The organism is Paenibacillus sp. (assembly GCF_048976745.1).
Classification (GTDB): Bacteria; Bacillota; Bacilli; order Paenibacillales; family Paenibacillaceae; genus Paenibacillus.
On sequence record NZ_JBHGUU010000005.1, the window covers coordinates 487,503 to 514,284 of the forward strand.

25 protein-coding genes are annotated in these 26,782 nt (G+C 47.2%); 5 read left to right on the top strand and 20 right to left on the bottom strand.

Annotated features, from left to right (window positions below; genetic code table 11):
- Positions 1–296: 296 nt before the first annotated feature.
- The 5 genes from ACE3K2_RS05915 to ACE3K2_RS05935 form a co-directional block, all read right to left on the bottom strand.
- A complete protein-coding gene (locus ACE3K2_RS05915) occupies positions 297–554 on the bottom strand; it encodes a hypothetical protein (protein ID WP_339303800.1) in 258 nt (85 codons plus the stop codon).
- A 335-nt stretch (positions 555–889) separates the two neighbouring features.
- Complete coding sequence (gene phnE / locus ACE3K2_RS05920) at positions 890–1,696, bottom strand: phosphonate ABC transporter, permease protein PhnE (protein WP_339303801.1); 807 nt, start codon at positions 1,694–1,696, stop codon at positions 890–892.
- Positions 1,693–2,544 carry a phosphonate ABC transporter, permease protein PhnE gene (gene phnE / locus ACE3K2_RS05925; protein WP_339303802.1) on the bottom strand — a complete coding sequence of 284 codons (852 nt, stop codon included), beginning with the start codon at positions 2,542–2,544 and terminating at the stop codon, positions 1,693–1,695. The genes phnE (ACE3K2_RS05920) and phnE (ACE3K2_RS05925) overlap by 4 nt, the downstream gene beginning before the upstream one ends.
- Positions 2,541–3,338 (bottom strand): phosphonate ABC transporter ATP-binding protein, encoded by a 798-nt coding sequence (gene phnC / locus ACE3K2_RS05930; RefSeq protein WP_339308744.1) that lies wholly within the window; start codon positions 3,336–3,338, stop codon positions 2,541–2,543. Before phnC ends, phnE (ACE3K2_RS05925) begins: the two co-directional genes overlap by 4 nt.
- A gap of 178 nt (positions 3,339–3,516) precedes the next feature.
- Entirely contained in the window at positions 3,517–4,512 is a 996-nt protein-coding gene (locus tag ACE3K2_RS05935) for a phosphate/phosphite/phosphonate ABC transporter substrate-binding protein (RefSeq protein WP_421887890.1), read from the bottom strand.
- Between the two features lie 180 nt (positions 4,513–4,692).
- Between ACE3K2_RS05935 and ACE3K2_RS05940 the strand changes: the two genes are divergently transcribed.
- Positions 4,693–6,345: a bifunctional metallophosphatase/5'-nucleotidase gene (locus ACE3K2_RS05940; protein ID WP_421887893.1), complete on the top strand. Its 1,653-nt coding sequence runs from the start codon at positions 4,693–4,695 to the stop codon at positions 6,343–6,345.
- Positions 6,346–6,436: 91 nt separating this feature from the next.
- Here ACE3K2_RS05940 and ACE3K2_RS05945 read toward each other — a convergent pair whose 3' ends face one another.
- From ACE3K2_RS05945 to ACE3K2_RS06010, 14 genes are all read right to left on the bottom strand, one after another.
- Positions 6,437–6,772: a hypothetical protein gene (locus tag ACE3K2_RS05945; protein WP_339303805.1), complete on the bottom strand. Its 336-nt coding sequence runs from the start codon at positions 6,770–6,772 to the stop codon at positions 6,437–6,439.
- A gap of 259 nt (positions 6,773–7,031) precedes the next feature.
- Positions 7,032–8,870, bottom strand: a complete 1,839-nt coding sequence (locus ACE3K2_RS05950; protein WP_421887895.1) for an ABC transporter ATP-binding protein — start codon at positions 8,868–8,870, stop codon at positions 7,032–7,034.
- The gene (locus ACE3K2_RS05955; protein ID WP_421887897.1) at positions 8,851–10,659 is read right to left on the bottom strand and encodes an ABC transporter ATP-binding protein; all 1,809 of its coding nucleotides are present in this window, start codon (positions 10,657–10,659) and stop codon (positions 8,851–8,853) included. Before ACE3K2_RS05955 ends, ACE3K2_RS05950 begins: the two co-directional genes overlap by 20 nt.
- Before the next feature lie 336 nt (positions 10,660–10,995).
- On the bottom strand, positions 10,996–11,634 hold the full coding sequence (locus tag ACE3K2_RS05960) for an RraA family protein (protein ID WP_421887900.1): 639 nt from the start codon (positions 11,632–11,634) through the stop codon (positions 10,996–10,998).
- A gap of 22 nt (positions 11,635–11,656) precedes the next feature.
- Positions 11,657–12,979 (bottom strand): LLM class flavin-dependent oxidoreductase, encoded by a 1,323-nt coding sequence (locus tag ACE3K2_RS05965; protein WP_421887903.1) that lies wholly within the window; start codon positions 12,977–12,979, stop codon positions 11,657–11,659.
- Positions 12,976–14,331 carry an LLM class flavin-dependent oxidoreductase gene (locus tag ACE3K2_RS05970; protein WP_421887906.1) on the bottom strand — a complete coding sequence of 452 codons (1,356 nt, stop codon included), beginning with the start codon at positions 14,329–14,331 and terminating at the stop codon, positions 12,976–12,978. The genes ACE3K2_RS05965 and ACE3K2_RS05970 overlap by 4 nt, the downstream gene beginning before the upstream one ends.
- 32 nt (positions 14,332–14,363) lie before the next feature.
- Positions 14,364–15,356 (bottom strand): ABC transporter ATP-binding protein, encoded by a 993-nt coding sequence (locus ACE3K2_RS05975; protein ID WP_421887909.1) that lies wholly within the window; start codon positions 15,354–15,356, stop codon positions 14,364–14,366.
- Positions 15,357–15,367: 11 nt separating this feature from the next.
- A complete protein-coding gene (locus ACE3K2_RS05980; RefSeq protein ID WP_421888384.1) occupies positions 15,368–16,336 on the bottom strand; it encodes an ABC transporter ATP-binding protein in 969 nt (322 codons plus the stop codon).
- 57 nt (positions 16,337–16,393) lie between these two features.
- The gene (locus ACE3K2_RS05985; RefSeq protein ID WP_421888386.1) at positions 16,394–17,275 is read right to left on the bottom strand and encodes an ABC transporter permease; all 882 of its coding nucleotides are present in this window, start codon (positions 17,273–17,275) and stop codon (positions 16,394–16,396) included.
- 70 nt (positions 17,276–17,345) lie between these two features.
- Positions 17,346–18,881, bottom strand: a complete 1,536-nt coding sequence (locus tag ACE3K2_RS05990) for an ABC transporter substrate-binding protein (protein ID WP_421887913.1) — start codon at positions 18,879–18,881, stop codon at positions 17,346–17,348.
- A gap of 94 nt (positions 18,882–18,975) precedes the next feature.
- The gene (locus ACE3K2_RS05995; protein ID WP_421887916.1) at positions 18,976–19,896 is read right to left on the bottom strand and encodes an ABC transporter permease; all 921 of its coding nucleotides are present in this window, start codon (positions 19,894–19,896) and stop codon (positions 18,976–18,978) included.
- A gap of 4 nt (positions 19,897–19,900) precedes the next feature.
- Positions 19,901–20,461: an OsmC family protein gene (locus ACE3K2_RS06000; protein ID WP_421887919.1), complete on the bottom strand. Its 561-nt coding sequence runs from the start codon at positions 20,459–20,461 to the stop codon at positions 19,901–19,903.
- Between the two features lie 219 nt (positions 20,462–20,680).
- Positions 20,681–21,550, bottom strand: coding sequence for a LysR family transcriptional regulator (locus tag ACE3K2_RS06005; protein ID WP_421887922.1), 870 nt, complete (start codon positions 21,548–21,550; stop codon positions 20,681–20,683).
- Between the two features lie 226 nt (positions 21,551–21,776).
- Positions 21,777–22,829, bottom strand: coding sequence for a CotH kinase family protein (locus ACE3K2_RS06010; RefSeq protein WP_421887925.1), 1,053 nt, complete (start codon positions 22,827–22,829; stop codon positions 21,777–21,779).
- A 343-nt stretch (positions 22,830–23,172) separates the two neighbouring features.
- Between ACE3K2_RS06010 and ACE3K2_RS06015 the strand changes: the two genes are divergently transcribed.
- Genes ACE3K2_RS06015 through ACE3K2_RS06030 form a run of 4 tightly spaced genes read left to right on the top strand, consistent with a single transcriptional unit; the run spans position 23,173 to position 26,108 of the window.
- Positions 23,173–23,895, top strand: a complete 723-nt coding sequence (locus tag ACE3K2_RS06015) for a hypothetical protein (RefSeq protein WP_421887928.1) — start codon at positions 23,173–23,175, stop codon at positions 23,893–23,895.
- A 52-nt stretch (positions 23,896–23,947) separates the two neighbouring features.
- Positions 23,948–24,085: a hypothetical protein gene (locus ACE3K2_RS06020; RefSeq protein WP_421887930.1), complete on the top strand. Its 138-nt coding sequence runs from the start codon at positions 23,948–23,950 to the stop codon at positions 24,083–24,085.
- A complete protein-coding gene (locus ACE3K2_RS06025) occupies positions 24,086–25,432 on the top strand; it encodes an arsenic transporter (RefSeq protein ID WP_421887933.1) in 1,347 nt (448 codons plus the stop codon). It abuts the gene before it with no gap.
- 13 nt (positions 25,433–25,445) lie between these two features.
- A complete protein-coding gene (locus ACE3K2_RS06030) occupies positions 25,446–26,108 on the top strand; it encodes a DUF2642 domain-containing protein (RefSeq protein WP_421887935.1) in 663 nt (220 codons plus the stop codon).
- A 64-nt stretch (positions 26,109–26,172) separates the two neighbouring features.
- Here ACE3K2_RS06030 and ACE3K2_RS06035 read toward each other — a convergent pair whose 3' ends face one another.
- Complete coding sequence (locus tag ACE3K2_RS06035; protein ID WP_421887937.1) at positions 26,173–26,739, bottom strand: hypothetical protein; 567 nt, start codon at positions 26,737–26,739, stop codon at positions 26,173–26,175.
- Positions 26,740–26,782 lie beyond the last annotated feature (43 nt).

Consider the following 26,782-nt stretch of genomic DNA (forward strand, 5'->3'; position numbering starts at 1 on the left):
CCTTCCAAATTGCTGCACTCCATAGGCCCTAACGAACCTGACAGATCTTATTCAGCCATTTTGACCGAATTCCAAAATCTAACGAACCTCAGCATCGCTATTGAACTACATTGCAGCAACCAAAGGATCAAAACGGACAAAATGCAACATATAGCGTCACTACGATTCGTTAGAATTCCAGTGAGGCCTTATGAGGCAATATAAGTGCTCTCAAGTTCGTTAGCCCAGCTCCTGCAAAGCAAAGCTACGCTACATGGTTTAAATGCCTTAACTTAGCGAAGATGCAAAGCGCTGATTCATTTCAATCGTTCCGGTTCATTCCATTTCTTCCAACCTAGGATACTGTTCCATACAGCAGCATAAACAGCCACGGCGATGACACTGATGACAAAGATCAAGTTCATGTGTGTAAGCGAAGCGCTTCCCGTGAAAACGATTAGGATTGCACTGAGTCCAATATTCTCTATGTTATGCTTTTTAAACTTCTGAAAGAACATTCTGTAGAGTAACAGGAGTACCATAAACCCAATCCATATATATTGAAATAATTCCATAGGTCACCTTCCTTTTGAAAAACTGATTACTTGTAATGGTTATCTATGAGGAATATCGATTAATATCCTTAATTCCCTTTATATAGGAATCTATTAATACTACATGTAATTGGAAATTAATTCAATCCTCGGTCTGCATATTCTTTGAACATCCTTATTGAATAATGATCAGCACGGCAATAAAACATTCTGTTGTTGATTTGCAGACACAAAAAAGACTATCCCTGCCATTATTCTGGCACAGAATAGCCCTCTATTCTTACTCTATTATCTGTTCTTACTTTATTATCTAGTATACTTTGTAGAACCACTATCTTCGTAGCCCCACAGAAACCCTACACCAGCTTCTTACGAATATACCCCGAGATCAAGTCGATAATCGTGATCATCACGATTATCCCCAGCAGGATAATCCCTACTCGCGGCCAGTTCCGAGTACTTAACGCGAAGATCAGCGGTGTACCAATCCCCCCTGCGCCGATTACCCCCAGTATGGTCGCAGAGCGTACATTAATCTCGAACCGATACAAGGTATAGTTCAGGAATCCAGGCATAACCTGCGGCAGAATGGCGAACCACAACTGCTGCATGCGATTGGCTCCGGAGGCAAGCAGCGCCTCAGATGGGCCGTAGTCGATATTTTCAACTTCATCGGCGTACAATTTGCCTAACATGCCGATGGAATGCAATCCGAGGGCGAGTACCCCTGCGAATGATCCGGGACCCACTGCCTTGATGAATAACAAGGCCATGATAATCTCAGGGAACGTGCGGATGAAGCTGAGTACCATTTTGCCTGCACCGGAGATGGAACGATGCCCACTCATATTACGGGCAGACCAGAAGGCAAACGGGATACAGAGTACAGCCGAGATCACGGTTCCCAACACGGAAATCGCCAGTGTATCGAGCAGTCCCCGAAGCAGGTCTTCACCCTCTGGCAAGTATACAAAATCCCAGTCCGGTGAGAAAATACCGGCTACAATGGCCTTCATAATCTGACCAGCGGTTTCCTTAAAGCCAGTAAACGGTACGCCTGCGAGCGCCCAGACATATACAAGGATCAGCAGTAACACAATGACCCAGCGAAGCGGGTTCTTCCGTGGTTTTGGCCGGATGCGGCTTGTTTCGTTTTTCATCATAGCAATTTCTCCCGCAGCTTAGTACTTACATAATCAATGATCAGAACGATGACAAGGGTAAATAGAATGATTACACTGGTCTTGTCATACTCCAGGAATCCAAGTGTGGCCTCATAATAGAGCCCAATTCCTCCGGCTCCCACCAGTCCGAGAATGGCAGCGGCACGTATATTAATTTCAAAGGCATATAACACATAGGATGTGAACTGGGCAGCCAGTTGCGGCACCACGCCATACACAATGAGCTGAATCCGGTTCATACCAACAGCCGTCATCGCTTCCAGCGGCCCCTGATCAATCGTTTCCAGTGTCTCATACGTGAGCTTCGCGATCAGACCTACCGAGAACACAGCCAGCGCCAGGATTCCGGGGATTGGGCCCAGACCAAATACGGCTACAAATAGAGCAGCAAGCAGCAGATCCGGCACGGTCCGAATGAGGTTCAGCAGAAAACGTGCCGGATAGTAGATCCAGCGGCTCGGCATCAGGTTACCGGCACAGATGATCGAGATCGGAATCGCAATAATGGCACCAATGGTTGTCCCGATCAGGGCCATTCGGATCGTTTCCAGCATGCCTTGCACGATATTATCAAAGTAACTCCACCGAGGTGGGAACATCTCCTTCAGCAGGTCCAGCATGTTGGGAAAACCTTCATACAACTCCGTAAAGCTGGCATCTGTCTGCTTCGCACTGGCCCACAGAAGGAGCAGAATGATCACGAAGGTGAGCAGATGTTTCGTACGCCCAGGCGGTTTCGGGCGATTCACAACCTGAGCCGGGCTGGAACCAGGTTCCTTGCCCACTCCGCCTGCATTCTGAAGTGGAACGTTGGACTGCCCCTTCATATCACAACTTCTCCCTGCTCATGCACAGCCTGCTTGTCCAACAATTCGTCAGCCAGAATCTTTCTGCCGTATATTTCTGCAAAGCGCTCATCCGTTGCCTCTTCCACCGGACCGTCGAATACCACCTCACCTGCTCGCAATCCGACAATACGGGTCGCATACTCTCTCGCCAGATCGATAAAGTGAAGATTGACGATGGTGGTAATCCCGAGGTCTTGATTGATGCGTTTCAGGTCATCCATGACCTGTTTCGTTGTAAGGGGATCGAGTGACGCAACCGGTTCGTCGGCCAGAATGATTTTCGCTTCCTGTGCCAGTACACGGGCAATAGCCACACGCTGTTGCTGTCCACCGGATAGCTGATCTGCACGGGAATAGGCTTTCTCCGAGATGTTAACCCGATCCAGCGCAGTGAAAGCCAGTTCAATATCCTCTTTGGGAAAACGACCCAGAATGGTTCGCATGGTGGAATGATATCCAACTCGCCCAGCGAGTACGTTACGTAGTACACTGGACCGTTTCACCAGATTGAAACTCTGGAAGATCATGCCGATGTCACGTCTGATCATGCGCAGCCGTTTGCCTTGCGCCTTCGTGATGGAACTTCCGTTAATCAGAATCTCGCCCTCACTAATGTCGTGCAGCCGATTAATGGATCGCAGGAGAGTTGATTTACCCGCACCCGACAGACCCACTACAGCAATGAATTCCCCCTGCTCAAATTTTAGATTAATATTATCCAGGCCCTTGGTGCCGTTAGCGTAAGTTTTGGTAACGTTATGAAGCTCAATCATGGCAATAATCCTTCTTTCATTCATAATGATCAACCCTACCTAAGTGCTTGCTACAATGGCACAAGCCAGCGCAGCGTAGATCACGCTGAACTGGCCTGTCCATTGCTACGATTAAGCTGTTCCCATCCAAGAAAGCTACTACAAAGTGAACAGATCCCGAACTACTTTTGGATCCAAATTATTCACCTTTCACTTTTTCGCCATACTGACGAACGATCTCAAACTTGCTATCATCGGATTCTACATAACCTTCATGCGTATAGATTTCTTTGATGATCTGGTGACCTTCCGTATCTTTACCGATATCGATGAAGGCTTGTTTGATCTTCGCAGTCCAATCGGCATTCATGTCGGTACGAACGGCAATGGTATCGTTAGGAATAGGCTCAGTGAACGCCAGTACACGTGTATCTTCAAATACAGTCGGATAGTCTTTGGCTACCGTGTTGCGGGCATCTTGGAAGATCGCTGCTGCATCAACATCACCGTTCAATACAGCGATCACACCCTGGTCATGACCTTTCAACGTTACAGGTGTTACATCTTTCAATGGGTCAATGCCTCTGTCGAGCAACAGACCTGCTGGCCATACATAACCTGCGGAAGACGTTACGTTTTGGTAAGCGACTTTTTTACCTTTAAGGTCTTCGATGGATTGGATCGGTGAATCTTTTTTCACGATAAACATGGATTTATAGGAATCCGCCAACTGTTCGGTTGGAGCACCTGTCTCATCATTTACACCAAAACGTTGTGCTTGCAAAATAACCTGTGCAGCGCCTTTTTCTTTTGCCAGTACATAAGCTGTCGGAGGCAAGAAACCTACGTCTACTTTGTTGGAAGCCATTGCTTCAATAATCGTGTTGTAGTCCGTGGATACGCTGACTTTCACCGGAATGCCTAGTTTGTCACCCAGCAACTTCTCGAGCGGTTTTGCTTTGGCTTCAAGCGTGTCTGCATTCTGGGAAGGAACAAATTGAACCGTCAGTTCCGTTGGCACATAACCTTCGACAGCTTTCTCTGTCTCTGTCGTCGCCGTACCGGATGCATTGGAACTCGAATTCTCTCCGTTAGCCGAACCATTTGTACTACCAGACCCACAAGCACTCAGAAACAGAACCAAAATCAACAATGGTAAAAATAAAGCAGACTTCTTCAAACGAACACCCTCCAAAGATTTTCTATTTTTCAGTACTTGTCTACTATAATTGCCAAATATTTGCGCGATGTGAAACGAAATTTGGAGTTTTGTAAAGTTTCCTGTCAGGCTGTCAGCGCGACTTGTAGTCTGTTAAAATAGGCTCATTATGGTTGAAGATATGGGAAGAACTTATATATTAGAGGAGATTGTAAAATGACATCCATACACCCTACGGCAAGCTTCGATATTCTGTATACCAGTGATCTGCACGGGGCAATTCGCCCCATTCATTACAATACCAATGCGTACCGCCCGGCTGGGCTTGCCTTGCTGGCTTCCCTGATTCGTAAGGAACGCGAACGTTCACCTGAACTGATGCTGGTGGATAACGGGGATCTGCTGCAAGGATCACCCTTGGCCTCTTATGCAGCTTCACAGACTTCTAACAACGAAGGGCATCCCTTCATCACAGTACTGAATGAACTCGGATATGATGCTGCGGTGATGGGTAACCACGAGTTCAACTATGGTCAGGATCTGCTGCGCCGAGCAGTTGACGCTTCCAACTTCCCATGGCTGTCAGCCAACATTGTGCATGATGAGCACACAAGAGCCAATGGATCAGAATCTTCGACAGATCTACCAACAGGCGCAGCTCTGCCAGCCTTCGGCCCTCCCTATCTAATGAAGACACTCTCCTCCGGTGTTCGAATTGCACTCTTGGGTGCAACGACACATTATATCCCGAACTGGGAGCATCCGAAGAATATTGAAGGTCTGCAGTTCCTTGATGCCTTGGAGACCATTCGTACATGGGTTAACTATATACGCGAGCATGAACAACCAGATGTAATGGTTGTCAGTTATCATGGCGGGTTTGAGAGTGATCTGGAAACAGGAGAGCCTGCCGAACGGTTAACTGGAGAAAATCAAGGCTATGCCATCTGCCAAGACATTGAAGGCATCGATGTGCTGCTTACCGGACATCAGCATCGTCAGCTTACTGCTAATATCCACGGCGTAACCGTCATTCAGCCAGGATTCAGCGGAAATGGTGCGGGGCACGTCTCCGTTCAGTTGGAGCAATCATCGAGCGGGAAATGGAAGATTACAGATAAGAAGGCTCGGTTGTTGCTTCTGGATGAACATAATGAGGAAATTAAGCCTGATGCTACGATTATGAAGCTTACGGACGAGCTGGAAGCTGAAGCACAAGCATGGCTGGATCAACCGATTGGCGAGGTTGCTGGGGATTTGTCCATCTCCAATGCAACGGCTCTGCGGCTTAAGGCGCATCCTTTTATTGCTTTTGTACATCAAGTGCAGATGGAAGCGACTGGAGCGCAGCTCTCCAATACCGCCATGCTAAGTGAAGAAGCCCGTGGTTTCGGGAGTCACATCACCGTACGGGACGTGTTATCCAACTTCATTTATCCTAATACTCTGACGGTGCTGAAGCTGAGTGGTCAGGATGTCCGGGAGGCGTTGGAACAAACGGCTCGTTACTTTGAAGTAAATGTTTCTGGCGAGGTGGCAGTCAATCCGGCTTATATGGAACCCAAACCTCAGCATTATAATTACGATATGTGGGCTGGCATTGAATACGAGCTGGATATCTCCCAGCCTGTAGGTAGTCGAGTTGTGAAGTTGGAACGTGAAGGCAAAGCCATGGACATGGATGGCATGTACTCTGTGGTGATGAACAGCTACCGTGCTGCTGGCGGCGGGGATTATGCGATGTATCCAGGTAAAAAAGTGCTGCACGAAGGCGCGACAGATATGGCCGCACTGGTAGAGGATTACATCCGCAGACACCAGCCGTTAACAGTGGAGCAGGCGGATAACTGGCATGTTGTTGGCAGCTAAATGAGAAAGAGCAGATCCTGATACAGGATTTGCTCTTTTGTTTTCAACCTATTGCTTACTTGTTCTAATTGATCTATCCTGACACGTCCCGTTATCCGATATATTGAAGAATTAACTGATATATTGCTATGGAAAATCCTAAGATACTCGCTTTCATTTTAGATGGATGATTTCGTTCGTTGCGAATTAAATACAAGAAAACCACGATAAATCCTAAAGGAATCCATAGCTCAAAGACACCTTCTCTTGTACTTTGAGAATAAATCGGAGTAATGAATGTACTAATCAAAAAATAAAAGAAAACCGTAAAACGTCTTGTTTCTAATTGCTTGCTCCACCTTACCAGAAAGATAATAATAATGATTGCGATAATCGTAATGTGTAAAGGGGGGAGAAGAATAGCAGCATTCCCAAATTTGAATTCCATTCTGCATTGCCCTCCTCTCTGTTAATGCATTACTTGATGACTATAGGCAGCAATTTTCTCATTCTTCAAAACCGCCGGCAACCTTTTAAAAACGGACCTATTCCAATATATCCTTATTTTAACATACAATCACAGTTCCATTTCCCACGTTTATTCAATAAAATATGCAAAAAGAGCAGAACTGAGGAGCATCGTGCCCTCATCCCTGCTCTTTTACTCTTTTTAAAGCTTTCTAATTCATGTCACATATTATCCAAAGCTATTGCGCCTTTTTACGCAACTGACTGTAATACAGCTCGCTGTAGAACCCGCCTTGTTCCAGCAGCGCTTCATGCGAGCCTTGCTCCAGTAAATGCCCATCCTTCAGCACCAGAATTCGATCGGCCTGGCGGATCGTGTTCAGTCTGTGGGCAATGACAAAACTGGTCCGTCCCTGCATCAGACGTTGCAGTCCTTCCTGGATTTTAATCTCCGTAACAGTATCGATGCTACTCGTCGCTTCGTCCAGAACAAGGATGGAAGGGTCCGCCAGAATTGCCCGGGCAATGGCGAGCAGCTGCTTCTGTCCCTGACTGATGCCACTTCCGTCGGCCTGGAGCACTTTGTCGTACCCGTCCTTCATTCTCACAATGAAGGAATGGGCATTCGCCAGACGGGAGGCTGCTTCCACCTCTTCATCCGTCGCGTCCAGGCGGCCAAATCGAATATTTTCCCGAATCGTGCCCTGGAATAGAAATGAATCCTGTAGTACAAATGCCATGTGGGACCGCAGATTCTCACGCCGAATGGTGGTCATGTCGCGTCCATCTACCGTTAATGTGCCTCCTGTCGGATCATAAAAACGGGATAATAGCTGAATCAATGTTGTTTTCCCCGCTCCGGTCGGACCTACCAGGGCAATCATCTCACCCGGTTTGGCTTCAAAGCTGATGTCATGCAAAATGTTACGTCCTTCATCGTATCCAAAGGATACTTTGTCGAAACGAACGGCTCCCTCCACCTTGTCCAGAGATACCGCTGCCCCTTCATCCTTCGCTTCTTCATCTTCGTCCAATACCTCGAATACACGCTCAGCCCCCGCAATTGCGGACAATAATGTATTCCACTGGTTTGCCAGATCATTCAGCGGACGGGTGAATTGACGAGCATATTCCACAAAGATAATAATTACTCCGACCGAAACCGAACCCTGAATTGCCAGAATACCCCCGATGCCCGCAACAATCGCAAAGCTCAAGTTATTCAATCCATTCATCAGTTTCGGGATAAAACCGGAGATCGTCTGTGCCCAGAAACCGGAAATCCGGATGCGTGTATTCCGTTCCTCAAAACCGCGAATCACCCGCTCCTCTTGCGAGAATGCCTTAATGATCCGCTGCCCGGATAATGTCTCTTCGATGTAACCGTTCAGTTCACCGAGATTGCGCTGCCGCTCCTTGAAGAGCGGTCCGGTTCTGCGCGTAATCCAACGCATGCCGATCGCCATCAAAGGCACAACGATAAAGGTTAGCAGGGTCAGCAGCGGACTGAGCCAGAGCATAACCCCAAACGTTCCAAGCAGCGTTAATACACTCGAAAAAATCTGGATCGCCGAGCTGTTCAACGTACCGCTGACATTCTCGATATCATTGGTCACCCGACTCATAATCTCCCCCTGCTGGCGTTTACCGAAGAATGGAATCGGCAGCTTGTGCAGATGGGAGAACAGATCATACCGCATGCGGAACACGGTTTCCTGTGCAATCTCGATCATCCATATGTTTTGTAACCAGGATGTAAGAGAGAACAAAACGTACACTGCCGTTAATCCAATCAGAAACCGAGTCCAGCTTGAGCCGGCTTCACCCGCGATGAAATCATCCACGGCCACCCCCACCATGTAGGGGCCAAGCAAAGCAAGGGCAGAGCTGGCAAATACCATCAACAGTACCATGGACAGCTTGACTTTACGCCGTGCCAAATAGGTCCAGATGCGACCTAGCGTTCCTGACCAGTTCTTCGCCCGTGCCTTGGGTTTGCGGCCACCGCCTGATCGTAACGTCTGTGGATCAATGGGCGGTGGCGGCTGACGGAAAGGCTCAATGAATGCTTTGAACATGCTGTGCACCCTCCCCGTATTGTGATTCATGGATTCGACGATACAGCTCTGACGATTCCATCAGGTCTTCATGTTTCCCTTGTCCAATGAGTTGTCCATCATCAAGCAGCAGAATCAGATCCGCCGATGTCGTCGAACTGATCTTCTGGGTGATGATAAACGTCGTACACGACAATTCTTCCAACGCATCCAGCAGTCGGCCTTCTGTGGCTACATCCAGTGCGCTCGTGCTATCGTCCAGAATCAGAATTTTCGGCCTGCGCACCAGTGCTCGTGCAATAGAAAGTCGCTGCTTCTGTCCACCGGAGAGATTCACTCCCCGTTGACCCAGCAATGTATCATAACCGTTTGGCAAATTCTCAATGGTCTCATGAATCTGGGCGCGCTTCGCCGCTTCCACAATCTCCTCCAGGGTAGCATCTTCCTGACCCCAGGCAATATTCTCCCGGATGGAACCGGTAAACAGGACAACCTCCTGAGGCACATAACCAATTGAACCACGCAGCATGGACAGATCCAGTTCTGTTGCATCCATACCATCAATTCGTACCTTGCCTTGATCCTCTGTGTATAACCGTGGAATAAGCTGCACCAGTGAAGATTTGCCTGAGCCTGTTGCTCCCATAATCGCAATACGTTCCCCTGCTTTTGCAGTAAACGTGATGTTATCCAGTACTGTAATTTCACTATTCGGATAACTGAAACCTACGCTGCGGAATTCAACCGCTCCCTGCACAGCGCGCTGTTTCTTCGAAGAGTATACAGATTGAGGAAAATGTGAAGATTTCATAGATCCGGCAGAAGGTGCAGACGTTGCTACCGCTTTATTCTGTTCAGTCTCTGACGTATCCTCCGTATTAAACACTTCATTCAGCCGCTGCGCTGAGGCGCTTGCTCTCGAGAAGGTTACCAGAATCCATGACAATGCAGACATGGCACCGATAGTGCGAAGCAAATAGTTAATGACGGCAACCACTTCACCCACGGTTGCATTACCGGAGGCGATGTCTACTCGTCCAAACCAGAGCACGGCGATGATACATACGTTCATCATCAGCAGCATGAACGGCATCGTGGTCTCCGTCAGGCGTAGCGCGGAGATCGTGCCCTTCATCAGCTTGCCACTGAATCCGGCAAAGCGTTCGATCTCATGGCCCATCCGTACAAAGACACGGATCAGCCGAATGCCTGTCAGATTCTCCTGGATGACTCCGTTGACGGCATCCAGTCTGCGCTGCACATTGCGGAACAGCAGCGCTGCCTTTTTAATCATCCACACCACAACGACGAGCAGTACAGGAACCATGACAACCAGCAGCAGACCCAACCTCGGGTTTACGATGACTGCCATAATCATGCTACCCACAACCACTAGCGGCACACGTGTCATGAATCGCAGACTCATGAAGACCGTGTCCTGAACCTGGGTCACATCCCCCGTTAATCGGGTGATCAGGGACGATGTCGCGAATCGGTTGAATACGGCATAAGAGAACGTTTGCACTTTCTCATACAGCTTCTCCCGCAGATCGTATCCAAACCCCAGACTCGCATGGGATGCAAAGAACGAACTCGCAATGCCGGCAGCAAAAGCTACCACAGCACTGCCAACCAGCACGCCGCCCCATAACCAGACGACAGCTAAATCTCCCTGTTGAATCCCGTTATCAATGATCTTGGAGATCAGATAAGGCTGAGCCAGCTCCACAGCAAGCTCAATTAACATCATGACCAGGGCTGCAATCGCGGCAACTCGGTACTTCTTCAAGTAGTACAACAGCTTGATCATAAGCATTCCTCCGGCTCGGAGCATCGTTCAGGCGATCCTACACCACGTTCTTACCATCAGCTCCGTTATTCTCTTTCTTTAAATCTATGTAAAATTTCACGTATACAATACGCTTATTATATCGCATTTTGAATCATCAAATCGCTAATATCTTACTTTCCTTCTTATTATTAACCTGAAATGGACAGGGTGCCATGCATATTTTCCCTTAGTTTGCCCAAATACAAAATACGGAACGCCCTGACCAGGGAGAAAAAAGAAAAAAAGCCGCCATTTGGCGACCTTTCTAAGCAACTACATTTATTTCTCAGACAGCTAATAGCTGAAACGACATTATTAATTGGATTGAGGAATTGCCCCCAACAGGTTATCTATATAGATTCCGGCCAAAATTTTATCCCTCTGGATGCCGCTGCTGCGTTCTTCGTCCTGAATTAGTTTCTTTCTGGCAGCCTTTGCTACTTCGTGCACTTGTTCCCTAGGAACGGTCACCACACCATCGATGTCTCCAATGATCCAGTCACCAGGCCGGATATTGGTCCCTCCTGCCGAGACCGGAATATTCGTATGCCCACCCCCGTACTTATTGGACGCTGCCGTCGTTGTGCCTCGGCTGAAAACGGGAAAATTCAGGTTCCGAATCCCTTCAATATCCCGAATGACGCCGTCAACGACCATCCCCTGAAGTCCGAAGGTTTGCGCCAGCCCTGCAACGAAGTCACCTGCAACAGCCCGGCGAGTATCGCCCTGAGCTGCAATCACCAGCACATCTCCTGGCTGGGCTTCCCGTATTCCCTGCAGAACGGTTAGATTATCTCCTGCGGGAATGCTCACCGTAAAGGCCCTCCCAACGATTCTGTGCTGGGGATCGATCGGTTTGATCGCATAATCCAGATTGGTCAGCCCCCCGAGTACATCTGAAATACAGGTCGTTGGCAATCCAAGGAAAATGTTCTTTACCTCGATATCAGACATGATTCTTCTCTCCTCAACTTATTTATAGGGTGGGAACGATAGAATGGCGGTTTTGGGGTACAGGTAAACCGAGATGTTCCCGAAGCGTGCTGCCTTCGTATTCGGTTCGGAATAACCCGCGATTCTGTAGCTCCGGTATAACGCCCTCAACAAAGTCATCAAACCCGTCTGGCAGGAAAGGAGGCATAATATTGAAGCCGTCCGCAGCATAACCTTCAAACCATTTCTGAATATGGTCAGCCAACTGGTTTGCAGTGCCCACCACAATGCGGTGCCCGCGTGCTCCCGCAACCTCACGGTACAGCTGCCGCAGGGTAAGCCCTTTTTCTCTGGCAAGCTTCATCAGAAGCTGAGGTCTGCTCTTGCGACCATCCGACTCTGGGATATCCGGTATTGGATCATCGAGGGAGTAACCGCTCAGATCATATTGGAAACGTTCCTCAAGCGTCGCATAGGCTCGGGAATCATCGATGAAATGCTGAAGTTCCTCATACTTCTCCTTGGCTTCCTTTTCCGTGTTGCCGATGACGGGAAACAAACCGGGAAGAATATGCAGGTGTTCTGGAGAACGGCCATACTTCGGCAGCATCCCCTTAAGGCTTGCGTAAAATGCCTGGGCATCTGCATAAGACTGTTGCGCTGTAAACACGACTTCTCCAATCCGTGCAGCCAGCTCTTGCCCTGGTCCCGATGACCCCGCCTGAATGATGACAGGATGACCTTGCGGACTCTGGGTCACACTTAATGGACCTTTAACAGCAAAATGCTTGCCTGTATGATTCAACTCGTGCACTTTGCTTGGGTCGATGTACTCACCAGTCTCCTTGTTTACAAGGTAAGGGTCCTGTTCCCAACTGTCCCAAAGTCCCTTAACAACCTCGACGAATTCAGCCGCACGCTCATAACGCAAGTGGTGCTCCAGATGTGCTGTGTTGGAGAAATTTTGGGCTGCTTCAGGGGTAGACGTAGTCACTACATTCCACGCTGCCCGGCCCCCGCTCAGCTTATCCACCGAAGCGATAAGACGCGCGAGATTGAACGGATCGTAATACGTCGTGGAAGCTGTAACGGCCAAACCAATCTGCTGGGTTACCGTTGACAAGGCCGCCAATAGCGTAATCGGCTCAAAACGCGTTACAACGGAGGCCGGACTGCTTGCAGATGTCGTAAGTCCATCCGCCAAAAAGATCATATCCAGCTTTGCCTGCTCCGCCTTTTGCGCAACCTGCTTGATCAATTCAAAATTTTCGCTCCCGGATAGTGCCTTAGGGTGACGCCAACCCGCCACATGATGGCCCGCACCTTGCACGAATAATCCCAGCTTCAGTGTTCTTCCCCTGCTCATATCAGCTGCACCCCCTTATTTCGCTGGCTCTGAACTGCAAACGAATTGGCCGGACGGGCAAGTCCGAGATTCTCGCGAAGCGTATTTCCGCGATACTCCTTGTGAAACAATCCTCTGCGCTGCAGCTCAGGAATCACCAATTTGGCAAAATCCTCAAGGCCGGAAGGGAGTGCCTGCGGCCGGATGACAAAGCCATCACATGCACCGTTCGTGAACCACTCTTCCAGTTCATCTGCCACCTGCTCGGCCGTACCGGCAAAAGTGCGGTGGCCATTGCCACCAGACACCCTTTCAATCAACTGGCGAATGGTAAGATTTTCAGATTCAATCATATTTTTCATCAGTTCAAATCGGCTTCGGTTTTCATTAATGGTTGCAGGATCGGGAAGCTCAGGCACAGGCCCATCAAGCGGATAAGAGGACAGATCCACCTTTAACCGCTTGGAGAGCCGATACAATCCCAGTTCAGGAATAATGGATTCACGCAGCTCGGCCTCTTTTTCTTTTGCTTCCGATTCGGTTGCGCCCACGACTACGCTGATTCCTGGAACGATCTTTACATCATCCGGATGGCGTCCGTATTTTTCTACCCGGGACTTGACGTCGGTATAAAATGCCTGGGCATCTGCCAATGTCTGCTGGGCTGTATATATCAATTCTCCGATACGCGCCGCCAGCTCCTTGCCATCCTCCGAAGAACCTGCTTGGGCCAAAACCGGGTATCCCTGTGGTGGACGCGGCAGATTCAATGGACCCTCTACGGAGAATATTTCACTTTGATGTCTCACCGCATGAATACGTTCCACATCCGCATACAAGCCCTGGGCCTTGTCAAACTTGAGCGCATCGTCTTCCCAGCTGTCCCATAGTTTAGTGGCTAGCTGTACAAACTCCAATGCACGCTGATATCGCTCGTTATGCTCATAATTTTCTTTGCGGCCAAAATTAAGATGTGTATTCCCGATACCCGTTGTCACGATATTCCAGCCTGCCCGGCCGCCGCTCAGATGGTCCAGGGAAGCGAACAGTCTGGCCGTGTGATAAGGCTCTGTATAAGAAGTGGATACCGTTGCTACAAGACCAATTCGTTCAGTAACCCCTGCCAATGCGGATAAAAGAGTATACGGTTCCAGACGGCTAAGCGCCTGATGTTTCATATTCTCTCCAAGTTCGTAGGCATCGGCCAAAAATACGGTATGGAATTTGGCCTGCTCAGCGATCAGCGCCATTTTTTTGTACAGCGAAAATGAAGTGACGCCTTCTGGTTCAGCCGAAGGCAATCTCCAAGCCGTTTCGTGAAAGCCTGTGCTATTCATGAAAAAATTCAATATCATCTGGCGGTTCCTGTTCATTGATTTGCCTCACCTCAACTTTCATATAATGTTTATAACGGAAAGTGACACGATACCCTGTGATCTGCTGTGATTTCCCTAAGTTCAGGGGATTGATTCCTGCAAATTTCCTGCGCTATCGGACATCTCGTATGAAACCTGCACCCGTTGGGTGGATTCGATGGGCTTGGGACATCCCCTTTCAGCACGATTCGCTGCTTTTTATCCCGTGGATGCGATACAGGAATTGCTGACAACAGGGATTGGGTGTATGGATGTCTTGGATGGCTGAACAACTCATTTTTGTCTGCCAGCTCTACGATTTTGCCAAGATACATGACTGCGATTTTATCGCTGACAAATTTGACGGAGGCTAAACCGTGGGCAATAAAAATAAATGTGATCCCTTGCTCTCGCCGTAGCTTCCTGAGCAAGTTAAGGATCTGTGCCTGAATCGATGCATCCAGTGCAGATACAGCTTCATCGCACACGATGAGCTTGGGTCTTAATGCCAGCGCTCTGGCAATGCTGATTCGTTGCCGCTGCCCACCGCTGAATTCATGTGGATACCGATCCAAGTGATACTTGGCCAGACCAACCGTTTCCATTAATTCTGCAAGTCTGCTCTCTAAAGACTCTCCCTTCGGCAGACCATGGATACGAAACGGCTCTGCAATAATGTCCCTGACTTTAAGCCTTGGATTCAATGAAGAATAGGGGTCCTGAAAGATCAATTGCAAGTCTGAACGTATGCTGCCAAGCTTCTTCTCGCTCATGCCCGTCAGCCTTTGGTCCGCAAACCATACTTCTCCTTCTGTTGGTTCCTCTAATTGAAGTATCAGCTGCCCCAACGTCGATTTGCCACACCCCGATTCTCCTACAATGCCAAGCGTTTCTCCCTTGTGCACAACGAAGCTGAGGTCGTCAACAGCCTGAATGTGTCCCTTCCTTGCACCCAGCCAGCCCGTTCTGTAGGGATAATATTTTTTTAGGCCCTGTACCTTCAATAATGGTTCTTTATGATTTTCGAGCAATGCACTTTTCACCTTATCCCTCCCTAATTCAGCGGATAAAAACATCTTGCCCTATGCCCTGCTTCAATCCACTCAAGTTCCGGTTTCTCTGTTCCACACCTGCTTGTGGCGAACGGGCATCTGGACTGAAAGGCGCATCCGGGAGGAAGCTGCTGCAGGTTCGGTACCGTGCCCTTAATCGAAAAGAGCTCTTCCTGATCGATATGAAGCTGGGGCAGCGACTTTAGCAGGCCGGAAGTATAAGGATGTAGCGGACGATCGAACAGATCCTCAACCCGTGCCTCTTCTACGATTTCCCCTGCATACATGACGATGACCCGATCGGCCATTTCGGCAACGATCCCAAGATCATGCGTTATGAGGATCACGCCCGTATTCAGCTTGTTGCTCAGGTCTTTGATCACTTCAAGAATCTGAGCCTGGATGGTAACATCCAAAGCTGTTGTAGGTTCATCTGCAATGAGCAGACTTGGATTACAGGATAATGCGGATGCAATCATCACTCGCTGTCTCATACCCCCGGATAGCTGATGGGGAAAATAGTGATATGCCTTTTCCGGGTGTGCAATGCCAACGATTCTTAATAATTCGATGCTTCTAGCCTTGGCCTCACCTCGCTTCAACCCCGTATGCGTCCGGAGTGACTCGGCAATTTGGCTGCCGATCGTAAATACAGGATTGAGCGAAGTCATCGGTTCCTGAAAGATCATGGCAATTTCGCTGCCACGAATTTTCCTCATTTCGTTTTTGCTCAAGGTAAGGAGATTACGCCCTTTTAACTTGATCTCACCAGTAACCGCTTTGTTTGGTGAATCAAGCAGACCGATAATCGACAATGAGGTTACGCTTTTGCCTGAACCCGATTCACCGACAATACAAAGGGTTTCACCTCTCCCTATTTCAAAAGAAACCCGGTTGACTGCAGGAATGACCCCCTCCCTTGTTCTGAAAGAGGTTTGGAGATTCTTCACTTCCAGCAACGTTTCGGGCATAGACATAGACACATCACCTCGAATCTGAATTTTGGATGAGCCACTCTGCCATACGGCCTATTTCAATTTGGGGTCCAGCCAGTCACGTAACCAATCTCCAACAAAAATAATCGCCAGTACTGTGATGGTAATGGCCAGTCCCGGAAGTGTAGCTACCCACCAGCTTGTAGCCAGGTATTGCCTCCCGTCGCTGAGCATGCCTCCCCATGATACAGCCGGCGGCTGAATGCCCAATCCAAGAAAGCTCAAAGCGGCTTCCGATATAATGACTCTGCCTACATTAATCGTAGCGATGACAATAATGGAGGAACTAATATTGGGCAGGATATGAATCCCTATAATTCGACGTGTTTTGGCACCACTAACACGGGCTGCACGCACATAATCACGCTCTCGTACACTCAGTACCTCACTTCGGACCAATCGGGTATAGCTCACCCAGCCTGTAATGCCAATGACAAAGATTAAGGTCCCTACCCCTTCCCCAAGTACGAACATGAACAACATCATGAACAAAATGGTAGGAATGGCGACAAAAGCATCTGTCACACGCATAATGATGGCATCAATCCACGAGCCGTAGTATCCGGCCAAAAGGCCAAGCACAATACCGATGAGTCCTGAAATAATCACGGCGCTAAAACCGACGATAAGTGAGACCTGTGATCCATATAAAATCCGACTCCAAATATCACGGCCCAGCCCATCGGTACCCAGGACGTATTCCCAAGTTCCGCCTTCTATCCAAGCAGGGGGAAGAAGCTTTTGTGCAATATTTGCCTTTGACGCATCATGTGGCGCAATATAAGGTGCAGCGAGTGATAGTAATATGATTATCAGAAGCAGGACCAGGCCCACCACCCCGGTCTTACTCTGGAACAAGTTCCTCCAGTTACCTCTACGTTGCTGCGGTTCCTCATGGGATGAGTGAGCCGGCATAACCAGTGAAGCTTCTGTCTGAATGGATTTTGCCAAATCCATCCCCTCCAATCCTTCTTTACGTTGTTGCCTATTCTTTCAGGGTAATGTCTTCTGCGAAGAACATCTCATCCGCACGTGGCGTAAAGTCTATCCTGTTGCTCACGCCATAATTGAATTTATTCTGATACAGAAAAATTCTTGGACGCTCTTCCGCCAGAATAGATTGGACTCTCTGGTACTGAGCTTCCCTTTTTTGGTCGTCCAGGTTCACAGAGGCTTCAGTCAGGAGTTCATCAACTTCTGGATTGTTATAGTCTGTTTGTCCTTTGGCATTTTCCGATTTGAACACTTCCAATTGAAGCGGGGCCTCGAACATGGAATTTCCTTTGCCTTGCAGGGCCAGTTCCTTAAACGTGTTGGAATTGTCTCGCTGCTTGTATTGTGTCTGCTCCAGAATTTCAAGATTCACTTTAAAGTTAGCCTCTGTCAGATAGGCGGCGATGGCCTCTGCGACCTCTTTGGTGCTAGACGGGCTGCTAAGCGTCAGCTCAACTCCGTTTGCATAACCTGCCTCCACAAGCAATTGCTTGGCACGATCCGGATCGTAGAGATTGGTATTGAACAAATCCGGATTAAATCCTAAAATACCAGGCCCGATTGCTTCTTGTGTTGGCACTCCTGCACCTTCAAGCACATTGTCCACCAATGTTTGTTTGTCGATTGCAAGCTCAATCGCTTCCCGCACCTTAGGATCTGCGGTGACAGTTCCGGGGGTCTGACGCACCAGCAAGCTTTGGACTCTGGCACTCTCCAGATCCGTATAATACGTTTTGCCACTGTCCTTGACCCGCTGGATATCTCCCGGAGGAATAATCACAGCGATATCAATCGAACCCGTAAGCAGCTCGGATATGCGTGTTGTGGATTCGGGTATTGTACGGAAGATGACCCTGTCCCATTTTGGCTCTCCAGCGTAGTAGTTTTCGTTTTTGACAAGTTCAACCCGGTCGTCCTTAATCCATCGATCAAACTTGTAGGGTCCTGTCCCCACCGGAGCCGCATTGAAACCTTCAACACCTTTTTCCTGAAAATACTTGGCTGGCAAAATGCCGGAGCTTATTCGACTCAACCTTGATAGCAAGATGGGGTCAGGCTCTTTCGTTATAATATCAACGGTGTAATCATCCTTGATCTCAACCCGGTCGATGATATTATACGAGGGATAATCGATGAGGGATTTGTCCCGTGCTACCCTTTCCAGGGTGAATTTGACATCTGCTGCGGTGAACGGGTCTCCATTATGGAATGTGACCCCTTCTTTCAGAATAAAGTGCCATGTCAGATCATCTGTTCTTTCCCAGGAAACAGCAAGACCCGGCAGCTTCTTTTTGGGATCGGAAGCATCTTTTTTGACAAGGTACTCAAACAGATTGACATGAATGGATTCGGTTTGTGTGTTGCCATGATCGTGGACATCAAACGTGACATTATCAATGGTATTGCCGATGGTCAGCACTTTTTCGTCGCCAGACGAGCCGTTGCTTACTGAAGCAGCATTATTACACCCGGTGATAACCAAAAGGAATACAAGCAGGGTTAGTGGCCATTTATACAAACGTTGCATCGGTTTAATCCGCCTTTCTCAGATGAGTGATCAAAAAAATTAAAATATATACCAAGTTCATTTACAGGTTAAGTAGGATTAATGCCATCAGATATTAAGAGCTGTATTTAATCCGTGGATCCAACAGCTTGTACACGATGTCTGTGAGCAGATTAATCAGGATTACGATAAATGCAATAATGAATACGGCAGCCTGTATGATCGCCATATCATGGGTGTTGATCGCCTGAACAATAAGCAGGCCCATGCCTGGCCATGAGAAAACCGTTTCGGTGACCAGTGATCCACTGACCAGATTGGTCAGCTGCAAACCGGATATCGTCACGACCGGAATCAGAGCATTTCTCAGAGCATGTTTGCCCAAAACGACCATTTCACGGAGCCCCTTGCTTCGCGCCGTTCGAATATAATCCTGCCCGATAATTTCAAGAAAACTTGAACGAATCATCCGAGTCATCTCGGCGGCAATGCCAGTACCCAGTGTGAGCGCAGGTAGAATCAAGTGTGAGAAGCCGCCTCTTCCCGACACGGGTGTCCATTCCAGTTTGACGGAGATAAGCAGGATCAGCATGATCCCGACCCAGAAGTTAGGCATCGCCTTGCCAAGTACGGATATGCCCGAGATCAGCAGATCCATAAACGAGTTGCGTTTGACCGCGGACCATATGCCAAGAGGGATTGAAATACAGCAGGCCACGACCATCGAAGCCGCCGCCAGTTCGAAGCTGGCAGGTAATCTCTCCATAACGATGGGCAGGGCGGCTTGACCGTAACGGAAGGAGTCACCGAAGTCCCCTCGCAGCAAATTGGATACAAATATGGAATACTGTACATATAAAGGCTGATCCAGACCCAAGGCAACCCTTAGAACCTGCCTGTCCTCAGCCGTGGCTGTATCTGGAAGCATCATAGCCACGGGATCACCTGTGACATGAACGAGTATAAATACAATCATTGTAATGATGAATAGAACCGGTACAATCTGGAGCAAGGATCGAACGATATATTTGGCCATTGTTTTAATTCCCTTGTTCTGATGCTGCTCCTTGAAGACCGGAGACCGCGTTTAACACAACCTCGCCTGTAATGGTCTGAGGATTAAGCAAAAGATTATATATAGGGCATACTCGCTCAACCGTTTCATGAAGTTCCTGGATTTTTTCGGGGCTCTCGTCAGAGGTGATGTGAATTTTGTAATGAATATTGTGCGGATAAATAGGGACATCTTCGTACCCTTCTTGTCCCGCCAGGGGATGTTCCTGTCCATGGACCTCGATCTCGAGAGATTCCAGCGAAATTCCAAGCTTGGCAGCCTGGATCAATGTGATGTGCGTCATGCAGCTGCCCAGAACCCCCAGTTGAATTTCCGGCGATGCCGGGCCAAGACTATATCCGGCAAAATTTTCGGGACTGTCGCTAATGATCTGAAAATCCCTGATCCGAATCTCGCGGACCCCGCTTCTACCAGCCGCACGTACCTTGGCGGAATACTTTCTTGGCACCGGGTTGGCTAGTGCCTGTTGATGTAACGCCAGTGCAGCTTCTCTTTTCTGTGCAAGGTACTCATTCAACGTTGCCATAATTTCCATCTCCCTTTGATATATATGTCAGATTCACATCAAATCTCAGAACAGAATTAAAATTAAATAAACCCATGAGTTTAGTTGGTTTATCAGCTGATTTATCCATTCTTGTGACGACGTTTACTGGAAATGTAACTGTAATTCACTCTAACCGATAGCGTGAGATAAATAAAATAAGAAATCGCTATGCTTAACCATTACAAATCCCTATGATACCTATAGGGATTTGTTAAAATCAAAGTTTTTCAGAAATTGCACAAAGGCATTGACCTGATTAAGCTGCATGAATTCCTGATGATAAAACATATATGTCCGGCGGATGATGGGCTCTCCCTTCCTGTTCTTGATATGGATTTTCATCAGGCTCTCTCCGTTGAAGTACATGCTTGGCATGATGGCGTAACCCAATCCATTCATCACCATCTCCCTGGCTGAGTCTGCATGGTCGACCTCCATGCCTATTCGGGGAGGTACGGAATAATGGTCGGACCACCAATTATCGATCTCGGATTTAAGCACCTGATCTGTCCTGTAATCAATCCGAGGCAGATGCGGCAGTTCTTCCAAAGTGAACGCTTCCTTGGACACTACACATAACGTGTCCTGAAACAGAAAATGTTTTTCCCCATTCCATGTATAATCTCCCCGAATGAGACCGATATGGATATCTTGATTCAATATCAGGTTATGAATGGTTTTACTGCGTGCAGTAATGACCTTATATTCCACCTCCGGATATAGCTCCTTGAACATCTGCAGCATCCGAGGCAGCTTGTTCTTGGTAAAAAAATAGCCGACGCCAAGTCTCAGTGTCCCGGTAACCTGGTCATTCAGCTTAAGTAAATCATCCTTGATATGTTGATATCTTTTGAGCATTTCATCGGCTGCTTTTGCCATATATTCACCATGGGGAGTAAAATCTACGCCTCTTCTTCCCCTTTGTACAATCGTGGTTTCGAATTCTTTCTCGATTTGTTGAATCCTTGCTGTTAGCGCTGGTTGTGACATGAACAGATTCTGTGCAGTCTTTGTGATATTACGCTGCTTGTACAATTCCTGCAGAATTCGCCAATCCCGTTCTTCCACTTCATCCCCCCCTGTCAATACAAACTATTCCAATTAATTAACTTTGATTTTAAATTATATTATATTACTTTAATTTGTTTGTATAGAAATTTTGTTGGCTTTTCTAACGTTTACAGTCTCAAGAGGCTGTTGGACGAGCTTGTGGCAGTGAAACCTCCATTGGCGGGAGAACATAACATTTTGACAGCAAAAAAAGGAAGGTCTCCCTTCCCCTCCAGTACGATGCTTACAACTGATGTAGTTTTTCACTTAGGTACTCCCGACGTTTCACTACATATTCGCGAATTCTTTCCGGTTCACCTGCAAATACGTCCATTGGCCATTTCATGTAAGGATCTTTGCTGACATCTTCACGAATCTCATTGTGCAATCGATGGACTACAGGCATAATTCGCTTCTCTGTAAAAGCATTCATCAGATGCTGACGCATCAGCTTCTTATATTGTTGACGGAAACTGCGAAAGGCCAGCAATCGTCCGGTAAGTCTGTTATACCCCTGAATACGAACAAGATTGGGGTCAACTCGTGTTCCATAACAGTTCCTCCCCCAAGTCCCCTCATAATCCCAAGGCAGGATGCCATATTTTCCACTTTTGATTTTCTCATACCAAGTGTAATTCTGATGAAATCCATCGAAGTTCCCTGTAAGCACAGCTCCACTTAACCAGCGTAAATAGTTGTCCGTGTCCACCCTCGATTGTAAAAAACGAAACAATTCCAGCCTGGACTTTGTGTTCAACTGCTGAATAAAGTTACGCAGCCTTGTGCGATCCGCATCTTTGCCCCGAATTAAGCTGTACCCAGACAATAGATCGGTGCTTGCAGAAGAGGTATCCGAATTTAATGTAAAACCAGCATGATCATTCACCGCATAGAAGATACTGCGCACAGGGATTTTCCTTTGGCGAAAAAAGAATGATTTTACACCTTCGATCCGCAGGTATACACCCTGAAGCTGCCCGTTCAGATAAAGTACGCAGTGTTGTGAAGACGGTGCGGGTACACGAATCGACTCAAAAAAGCGAAAAGAAAGCGCATTGCGCAGCAACGAAGGATCATCATACTCCGCATTAAAATGATACGTCCGGCTGGCCGTGCGAATCTCAAATGATTTTTTCACATAGCCACGTGTATGTCCTCCCCGGTATCGAATCCGGATTGGAAACGGCTTGCCGTCCATCTGCATCGTGCTGTTCACAAACGTCTCTGACCATATATTGGACGTTAACTCTTGATATTCAGTTGGAGACAAGCTGATATGGTATACAGGTAGAGCCATTTCCATCCGCCTTTCGAGTACCTGTAAGATTCGCCCGCAGGCTCTTACACCATCCTATGCAGAAGCACAGAAAGTCGTACGGGCGAATGCACAGTCCTGTACATGTCACAGCCAACTTCACTTGTCATAATGTGGGTAACCGAGTTATTAATCTATAAATATACATAAATTCTAATAGATTATAGCCAAAATAATATAAATATAGTTAACTGGCTAGTCCCTCCAAAAGGCATGTTACATATGCTTAAACTACAGACAGACACGAATGATGTATGGAAGGGATCACAATCACATCCACCATTTTTGTCCATCTGAACTTATATCATGGAAGGGGTAAAACACTATGTCTATGAATGGTCAAGGAATAAGAGGTTTGTTGGGAAGAGAGATCAAGATTAACCGGGGAGGACCTGATTCAGTACAAGGTACACTTACGGACGTACGCTGGGACTATATGGCAATGAACTGCAAAGAAGGGATTGTCTACGTTAATGAATCACATGTCAAAAGCATAACAGATACAGGCCGTTCCGGTGGTAACCGAAATTCAGCCATGGGGAATCCTATTCCTTCCAACACGTTTCTGGGTGTTATGCAGGCACTCCGCTTCCGCCGTGTTCAGATTAACCGGGGAGGACCTGAAAAAGTGGAAGGCATCCTGGCCGATGCCAACCAGAACCAATTGATCATGGCTTTGAAAAATCAGGAGATTGTTCGTATCCCGATGCAACATGTGAAATCTGTTTCCCTCGTACGTGGGGCTGGGAACAACAACAATAACAGTAATAATACAAGTCAAGGGAACCAAGCAGCTCAAGGGAATCAGGCGGCTCAAGGCAACCAGTCTCGTGGCAACCGTTCACAAGGGAACCAGGCAGCTCAAGGCAACCAATCTCAGGGTAATAAGTCCGGAGGCAACAAATCGCGGAGCAATCAAGGCAATCGTTCTCAGGGACAACGGGTTCAAGGCAACCAATCCCAGGGCAATAAATCTGGTGGTAACAAGTCGCGAGGCAATCAAGGCAACCAATCCCGTGGCAACAAATCTGGCGGTAAAAAGAAGTAACTGAAATAAACTGACACTTAAGTTATCTACCAGCTTAAAGGGGGGAATTATCATGTTGATCTTCGTCACATTAGTCTTGATTGGTGTGCCTTTTTACTGGATCGTTGCACCCGGAAGGCCCACTCCATCCCATGAACATCTGCTTCAGGCTTCGTCAGGACTTCTCCCCCTGGGAGGTGAATCACAGTAAATGCCTGACTACCAGTTGTGGTTAACCTTCGGGGTCTTTATCATCACTGTCATTTTCCTGATGTGGCGTCCTGGCGGATTGAATGAATCTATACCCACCTCCCTTGGCGCCCTTCTTCTTATTTTAACTGGCGTGAGCAGCTATGCTCACATTGTTGGAATCTTCGGGATTGTATCTGGTGCAGCCGTAACCATTCTCTCGACTATTGTCATGTCGATTATTCTCGATAGCATCGGTTTTTTTCGCTGGATCGCTTTGAATATGATTGAGAAAGCGAGGGGTTCCGGCTTTCGATTGTTCTGGCTCATTTTATTACTTTGTTTTCTCATGACCATCTTCTTCAACAATGATGGCAGTATTCTGATCACAACTCCGATTATTATTCGAATCTGTTCTATCCTTCGTCTGAAAATGCATCAACGGTTGCCCTACCTGATCTCCGGTGCGCTCATCGCTACGGCTTCCAGTGCGCCAATTGGTCTTAGTAATCTGGCTAATCTGATTGCTTTGCAAATGGTTGGCTTAAATCTGAATACGTATACTCAGATGATGTTTGTGCCATCCATGCTGGCAATCATGGTGATGACCATACTGCTGTTCTATTATTTTCGCAGAAGTATTCCCAAAGTTATTCATCATTTCCCAGTATCCCTGCAGCCTTCATCAGGTTCAGGATATCATCCGTTACAGACAACTGAATCCGAGAATAAAGTAGACTGGTGGCTGTTCCGTGTCTGTATAGGTATCGTTGTATTTATCCGTGCAGGATATTTTCTGGCTGAGCAAGTCGGTATACGTATGGAGGTAGTTGCCATCACTGGTGTTCTTCTCATGCTCGCTGTGCGTTGGTATCGCACCCGGACCGGACTCAAAGATGTGATAACACAAACGCCTTGGCACATTCTACTCTTCGCCTTCAGCATTTATGTTATTGTGGATAGTCTTCACCGAGCAGGCATGACCGCGTCGATCATTCAGTGGGTGAAACCTTTAATAGAAGGAGGAAATGCCAGCATCATTGCTGTGTCGGGGTTAATGCTCACTCTACTTTCCAATCTATTCAACAATTTACCCTCCGTCATGATTGGGACCTTTGCTGTTACAGATCTTCCACTAAGTGAATATCAACTGCATCTTGCATATCTTGCGAACATTCTGGGAAGTGATATCGGAGCCTTGCTGACGCCTATTGGCACCTTAGCAACGTTAATTTGGATGTATATATTAAAGACCCATCATATTCGAATCTCCTGGAAACAGTATATGAAAGTTACCTTTATTGTGATACCAATCAGTCTAACTGTTAGCCTAATTTCACTATATATTTGGACATCTATACTCTACTGAGAGGAGGAATACTATGGAACTCGTAACACAGTGGATGGGTAAATCCATCGAATTGGAGCTGTCCGGCTGTAAACTACCAATCCAGGGTGAGATCATTGATGTAGGTCAGGATCTGATTGTCGTCTACGGAAACCAGCGATTTGTGTATATTCCACTTCATCATGTTCAATCCATGCATGTTAATACGTCAGATGACTCAAGTATAGTTTTGCCAACACCTGACCCTGAAATGGATCACACCAACATCTCTTACCGCAAAATATTGATGAATGCCCGTGGACGATTCAGTGAAATCTCCATCGGAGGCAAAACATTGCATGGTTATATTACCAATATTATGAATGATTACTTTATGTTCTACTCTCCGATATATCATTCTGTCTATGTTTCCATTAATCATCTGAAGTATATTATTCCTTCCCCTACCAACAGCACACCCTACTCCCTTAGTAAGCAACATTTTCCTATGCAACCTTCGTCCATGTCACTTTCCCGTACACTTGATCAGCAACTTCATAAAATGATAGGTGAACTTGTTGTACTCAACCTCGGTTGCAAGCCTTACCGAGCAGGGTTATTAAAGAATGCAGACAGTCACTTGCTCACCTTGGTAGAAGCGGATGGTGCTTCTTTCATGATGCATACTGATCATATCCAAACCATTCATCTCCCTTAAGTACCTGAAGAACAAAAAGGTTCATCTGCCTATGGCTGATGAACCTTTTTTTCAACTTTACATCCTACCATCTTCTACGTCCTCGCTCACTCTGGTAGTCATCACTCAATTCGCCCAGGCGATCGTATGTCTCTTTATATACCCGAATCACGGACTGAACTTTGATAAAATCAGCATCCTCAGGTCCAAATCCCTCCATAAACATTCTCTGAATGATCTGTTGGAAGAACTGCACTCTGGACTCAATCTGTTCTTGCTCAAGCTGTAATATGTCTTCGAAGCTATGGTTTCCTATGTAATCCATCAACTCATCATCATGGCTGGAGTAATCTGCAATTCTTCGATCTACTCCCCATTCATCTGGACTGTCGGACTGAAGATTAATACTGGTGCGCAATTGAGATAAGATGATTTTTTCTTTGACCAACATGACATGAAAATCTTTGTTACGGAGCAGCTCAGACACAATCAGACTGCACATTTCACGATTTTGGATCAGTATGCCGTCAAATGGATGCAGCGTCCACTCCCCGTTTGCATAATACAGGTTAAAGTTAAACAACTCACTGCCATATTTGTATTGAATATTAATCTTGGTCTCATCAATAATCTCGAATGAAAAGTCCAGCATGTTCAGCAAGCTCCTTTGCACATCCCCAGATTTTAACTTCACT

What these genes read in the sequence shown, in the direction of transcription:
- ACE3K2_RS05915 (WP_339303800.1), bottom strand. Translation starts at nt 554, where the DNA reads ATGGAATTATTTCAATATATATGGATTGGGTTTATGGTACTCCTGTTA.
- phnE (WP_339303801.1), bottom strand. Translation starts at nt 1,696, where the DNA reads ATGATGAAAAACGAAACAAGCCGCATCCGGCCAAAACCACGGAAGAAC.
- phnE (WP_339303802.1), bottom strand. Translation starts at nt 2,544, where the DNA reads ATGAAGGGGCAGTCCAACGTTCCACTTCAGAATGCAGGCGGAGTGGGC.
- phnC (WP_339308744.1), bottom strand. Translation starts at nt 3,338, where the DNA reads ATGATTGAGCTTCATAACGTTACCAAAACTTACGCTAACGGCACCAAG.
- ACE3K2_RS05940 (WP_421887893.1), top strand. Translation starts at nt 4,693, where the DNA reads ATGACATCCATACACCCTACGGCAAGCTTCGATATTCTGTATACCAGT.
- ACE3K2_RS05945 (WP_339303805.1), bottom strand. Translation starts at nt 6,772, where the DNA reads ATGGAATTCAAATTTGGGAATGCTGCTATTCTTCTCCCCCCTTTACAC.
- ACE3K2_RS05950 (WP_421887895.1), bottom strand. Translation starts at nt 8,870, where the DNA reads ATGTTCAAAGCATTCATTGAGCCTTTCCGTCAGCCGCCACCGCCCATT.
- ACE3K2_RS05955 (WP_421887897.1), bottom strand. Translation starts at nt 10,659, where the DNA reads ATGATCAAGCTGTTGTACTACTTGAAGAAGTACCGAGTTGCCGCGATT.
- ACE3K2_RS05960 (WP_421887900.1), bottom strand. Translation starts at nt 11,634, where the DNA reads ATGTCTGATATCGAGGTAAAGAACATTTTCCTTGGATTGCCAACGACC.
- ACE3K2_RS05965 (WP_421887903.1), bottom strand. Translation starts at nt 12,979, where the DNA reads ATGAGCAGGGGAAGAACACTGAAGCTGGGATTATTCGTGCAAGGTGCG.
- ACE3K2_RS05970 (WP_421887906.1), bottom strand. Translation starts at nt 14,331, where the DNA reads ATGAACAGGAACCGCCAGATGATATTGAATTTTTTCATGAATAGCACA.
- ACE3K2_RS05980 (WP_421888384.1), bottom strand. Translation starts at nt 16,336, where the DNA reads ATGCCCGAAACGTTGCTGGAAGTGAAGAATCTCCAAACCTCTTTCAGA.
- ACE3K2_RS05985 (WP_421888386.1), bottom strand. Translation starts at nt 17,275, where the DNA reads ATGCCGGCTCACTCATCCCATGAGGAACCGCAGCAACGTAGAGGTAAC.
- ACE3K2_RS05990 (WP_421887913.1), bottom strand. Translation starts at nt 18,881, where the DNA reads ATGCAACGTTTGTATAAATGGCCACTAACCCTGCTTGTATTCCTTTTG.
- ACE3K2_RS05995 (WP_421887916.1), bottom strand. Translation starts at nt 19,896, where the DNA reads ATGGCCAAATATATCGTTCGATCCTTGCTCCAGATTGTACCGGTTCTA.
- ACE3K2_RS06000 (WP_421887919.1), bottom strand. Translation starts at nt 20,461, where the DNA reads ATGGCAACGTTGAATGAGTACCTTGCACAGAAAAGAGAAGCTGCACTG.
- ACE3K2_RS06010 (WP_421887925.1), bottom strand. Translation starts at nt 22,829, where the DNA reads ATGGCTCTACCTGTATACCATATCAGCTTGTCTCCAACTGAATATCAA.
- ACE3K2_RS06015 (WP_421887928.1), top strand. Translation starts at nt 23,173, where the DNA reads ATGTCTATGAATGGTCAAGGAATAAGAGGTTTGTTGGGAAGAGAGATC.
- ACE3K2_RS06020 (WP_421887930.1), top strand. Translation starts at nt 23,948, where the DNA reads ATGTTGATCTTCGTCACATTAGTCTTGATTGGTGTGCCTTTTTACTGG.
- ACE3K2_RS06025 (WP_421887933.1), top strand. Translation starts at nt 24,086, where the DNA reads ATGCCTGACTACCAGTTGTGGTTAACCTTCGGGGTCTTTATCATCACT.
- ACE3K2_RS06030 (WP_421887935.1), top strand. Translation starts at nt 25,446, where the DNA reads ATGGAACTCGTAACACAGTGGATGGGTAAATCCATCGAATTGGAGCTG.
- ACE3K2_RS06035 (WP_421887937.1), bottom strand. Translation starts at nt 26,739, where the DNA reads ATGCTGGACTTTTCATTCGAGATTATTGATGAGACCAAGATTAATATT.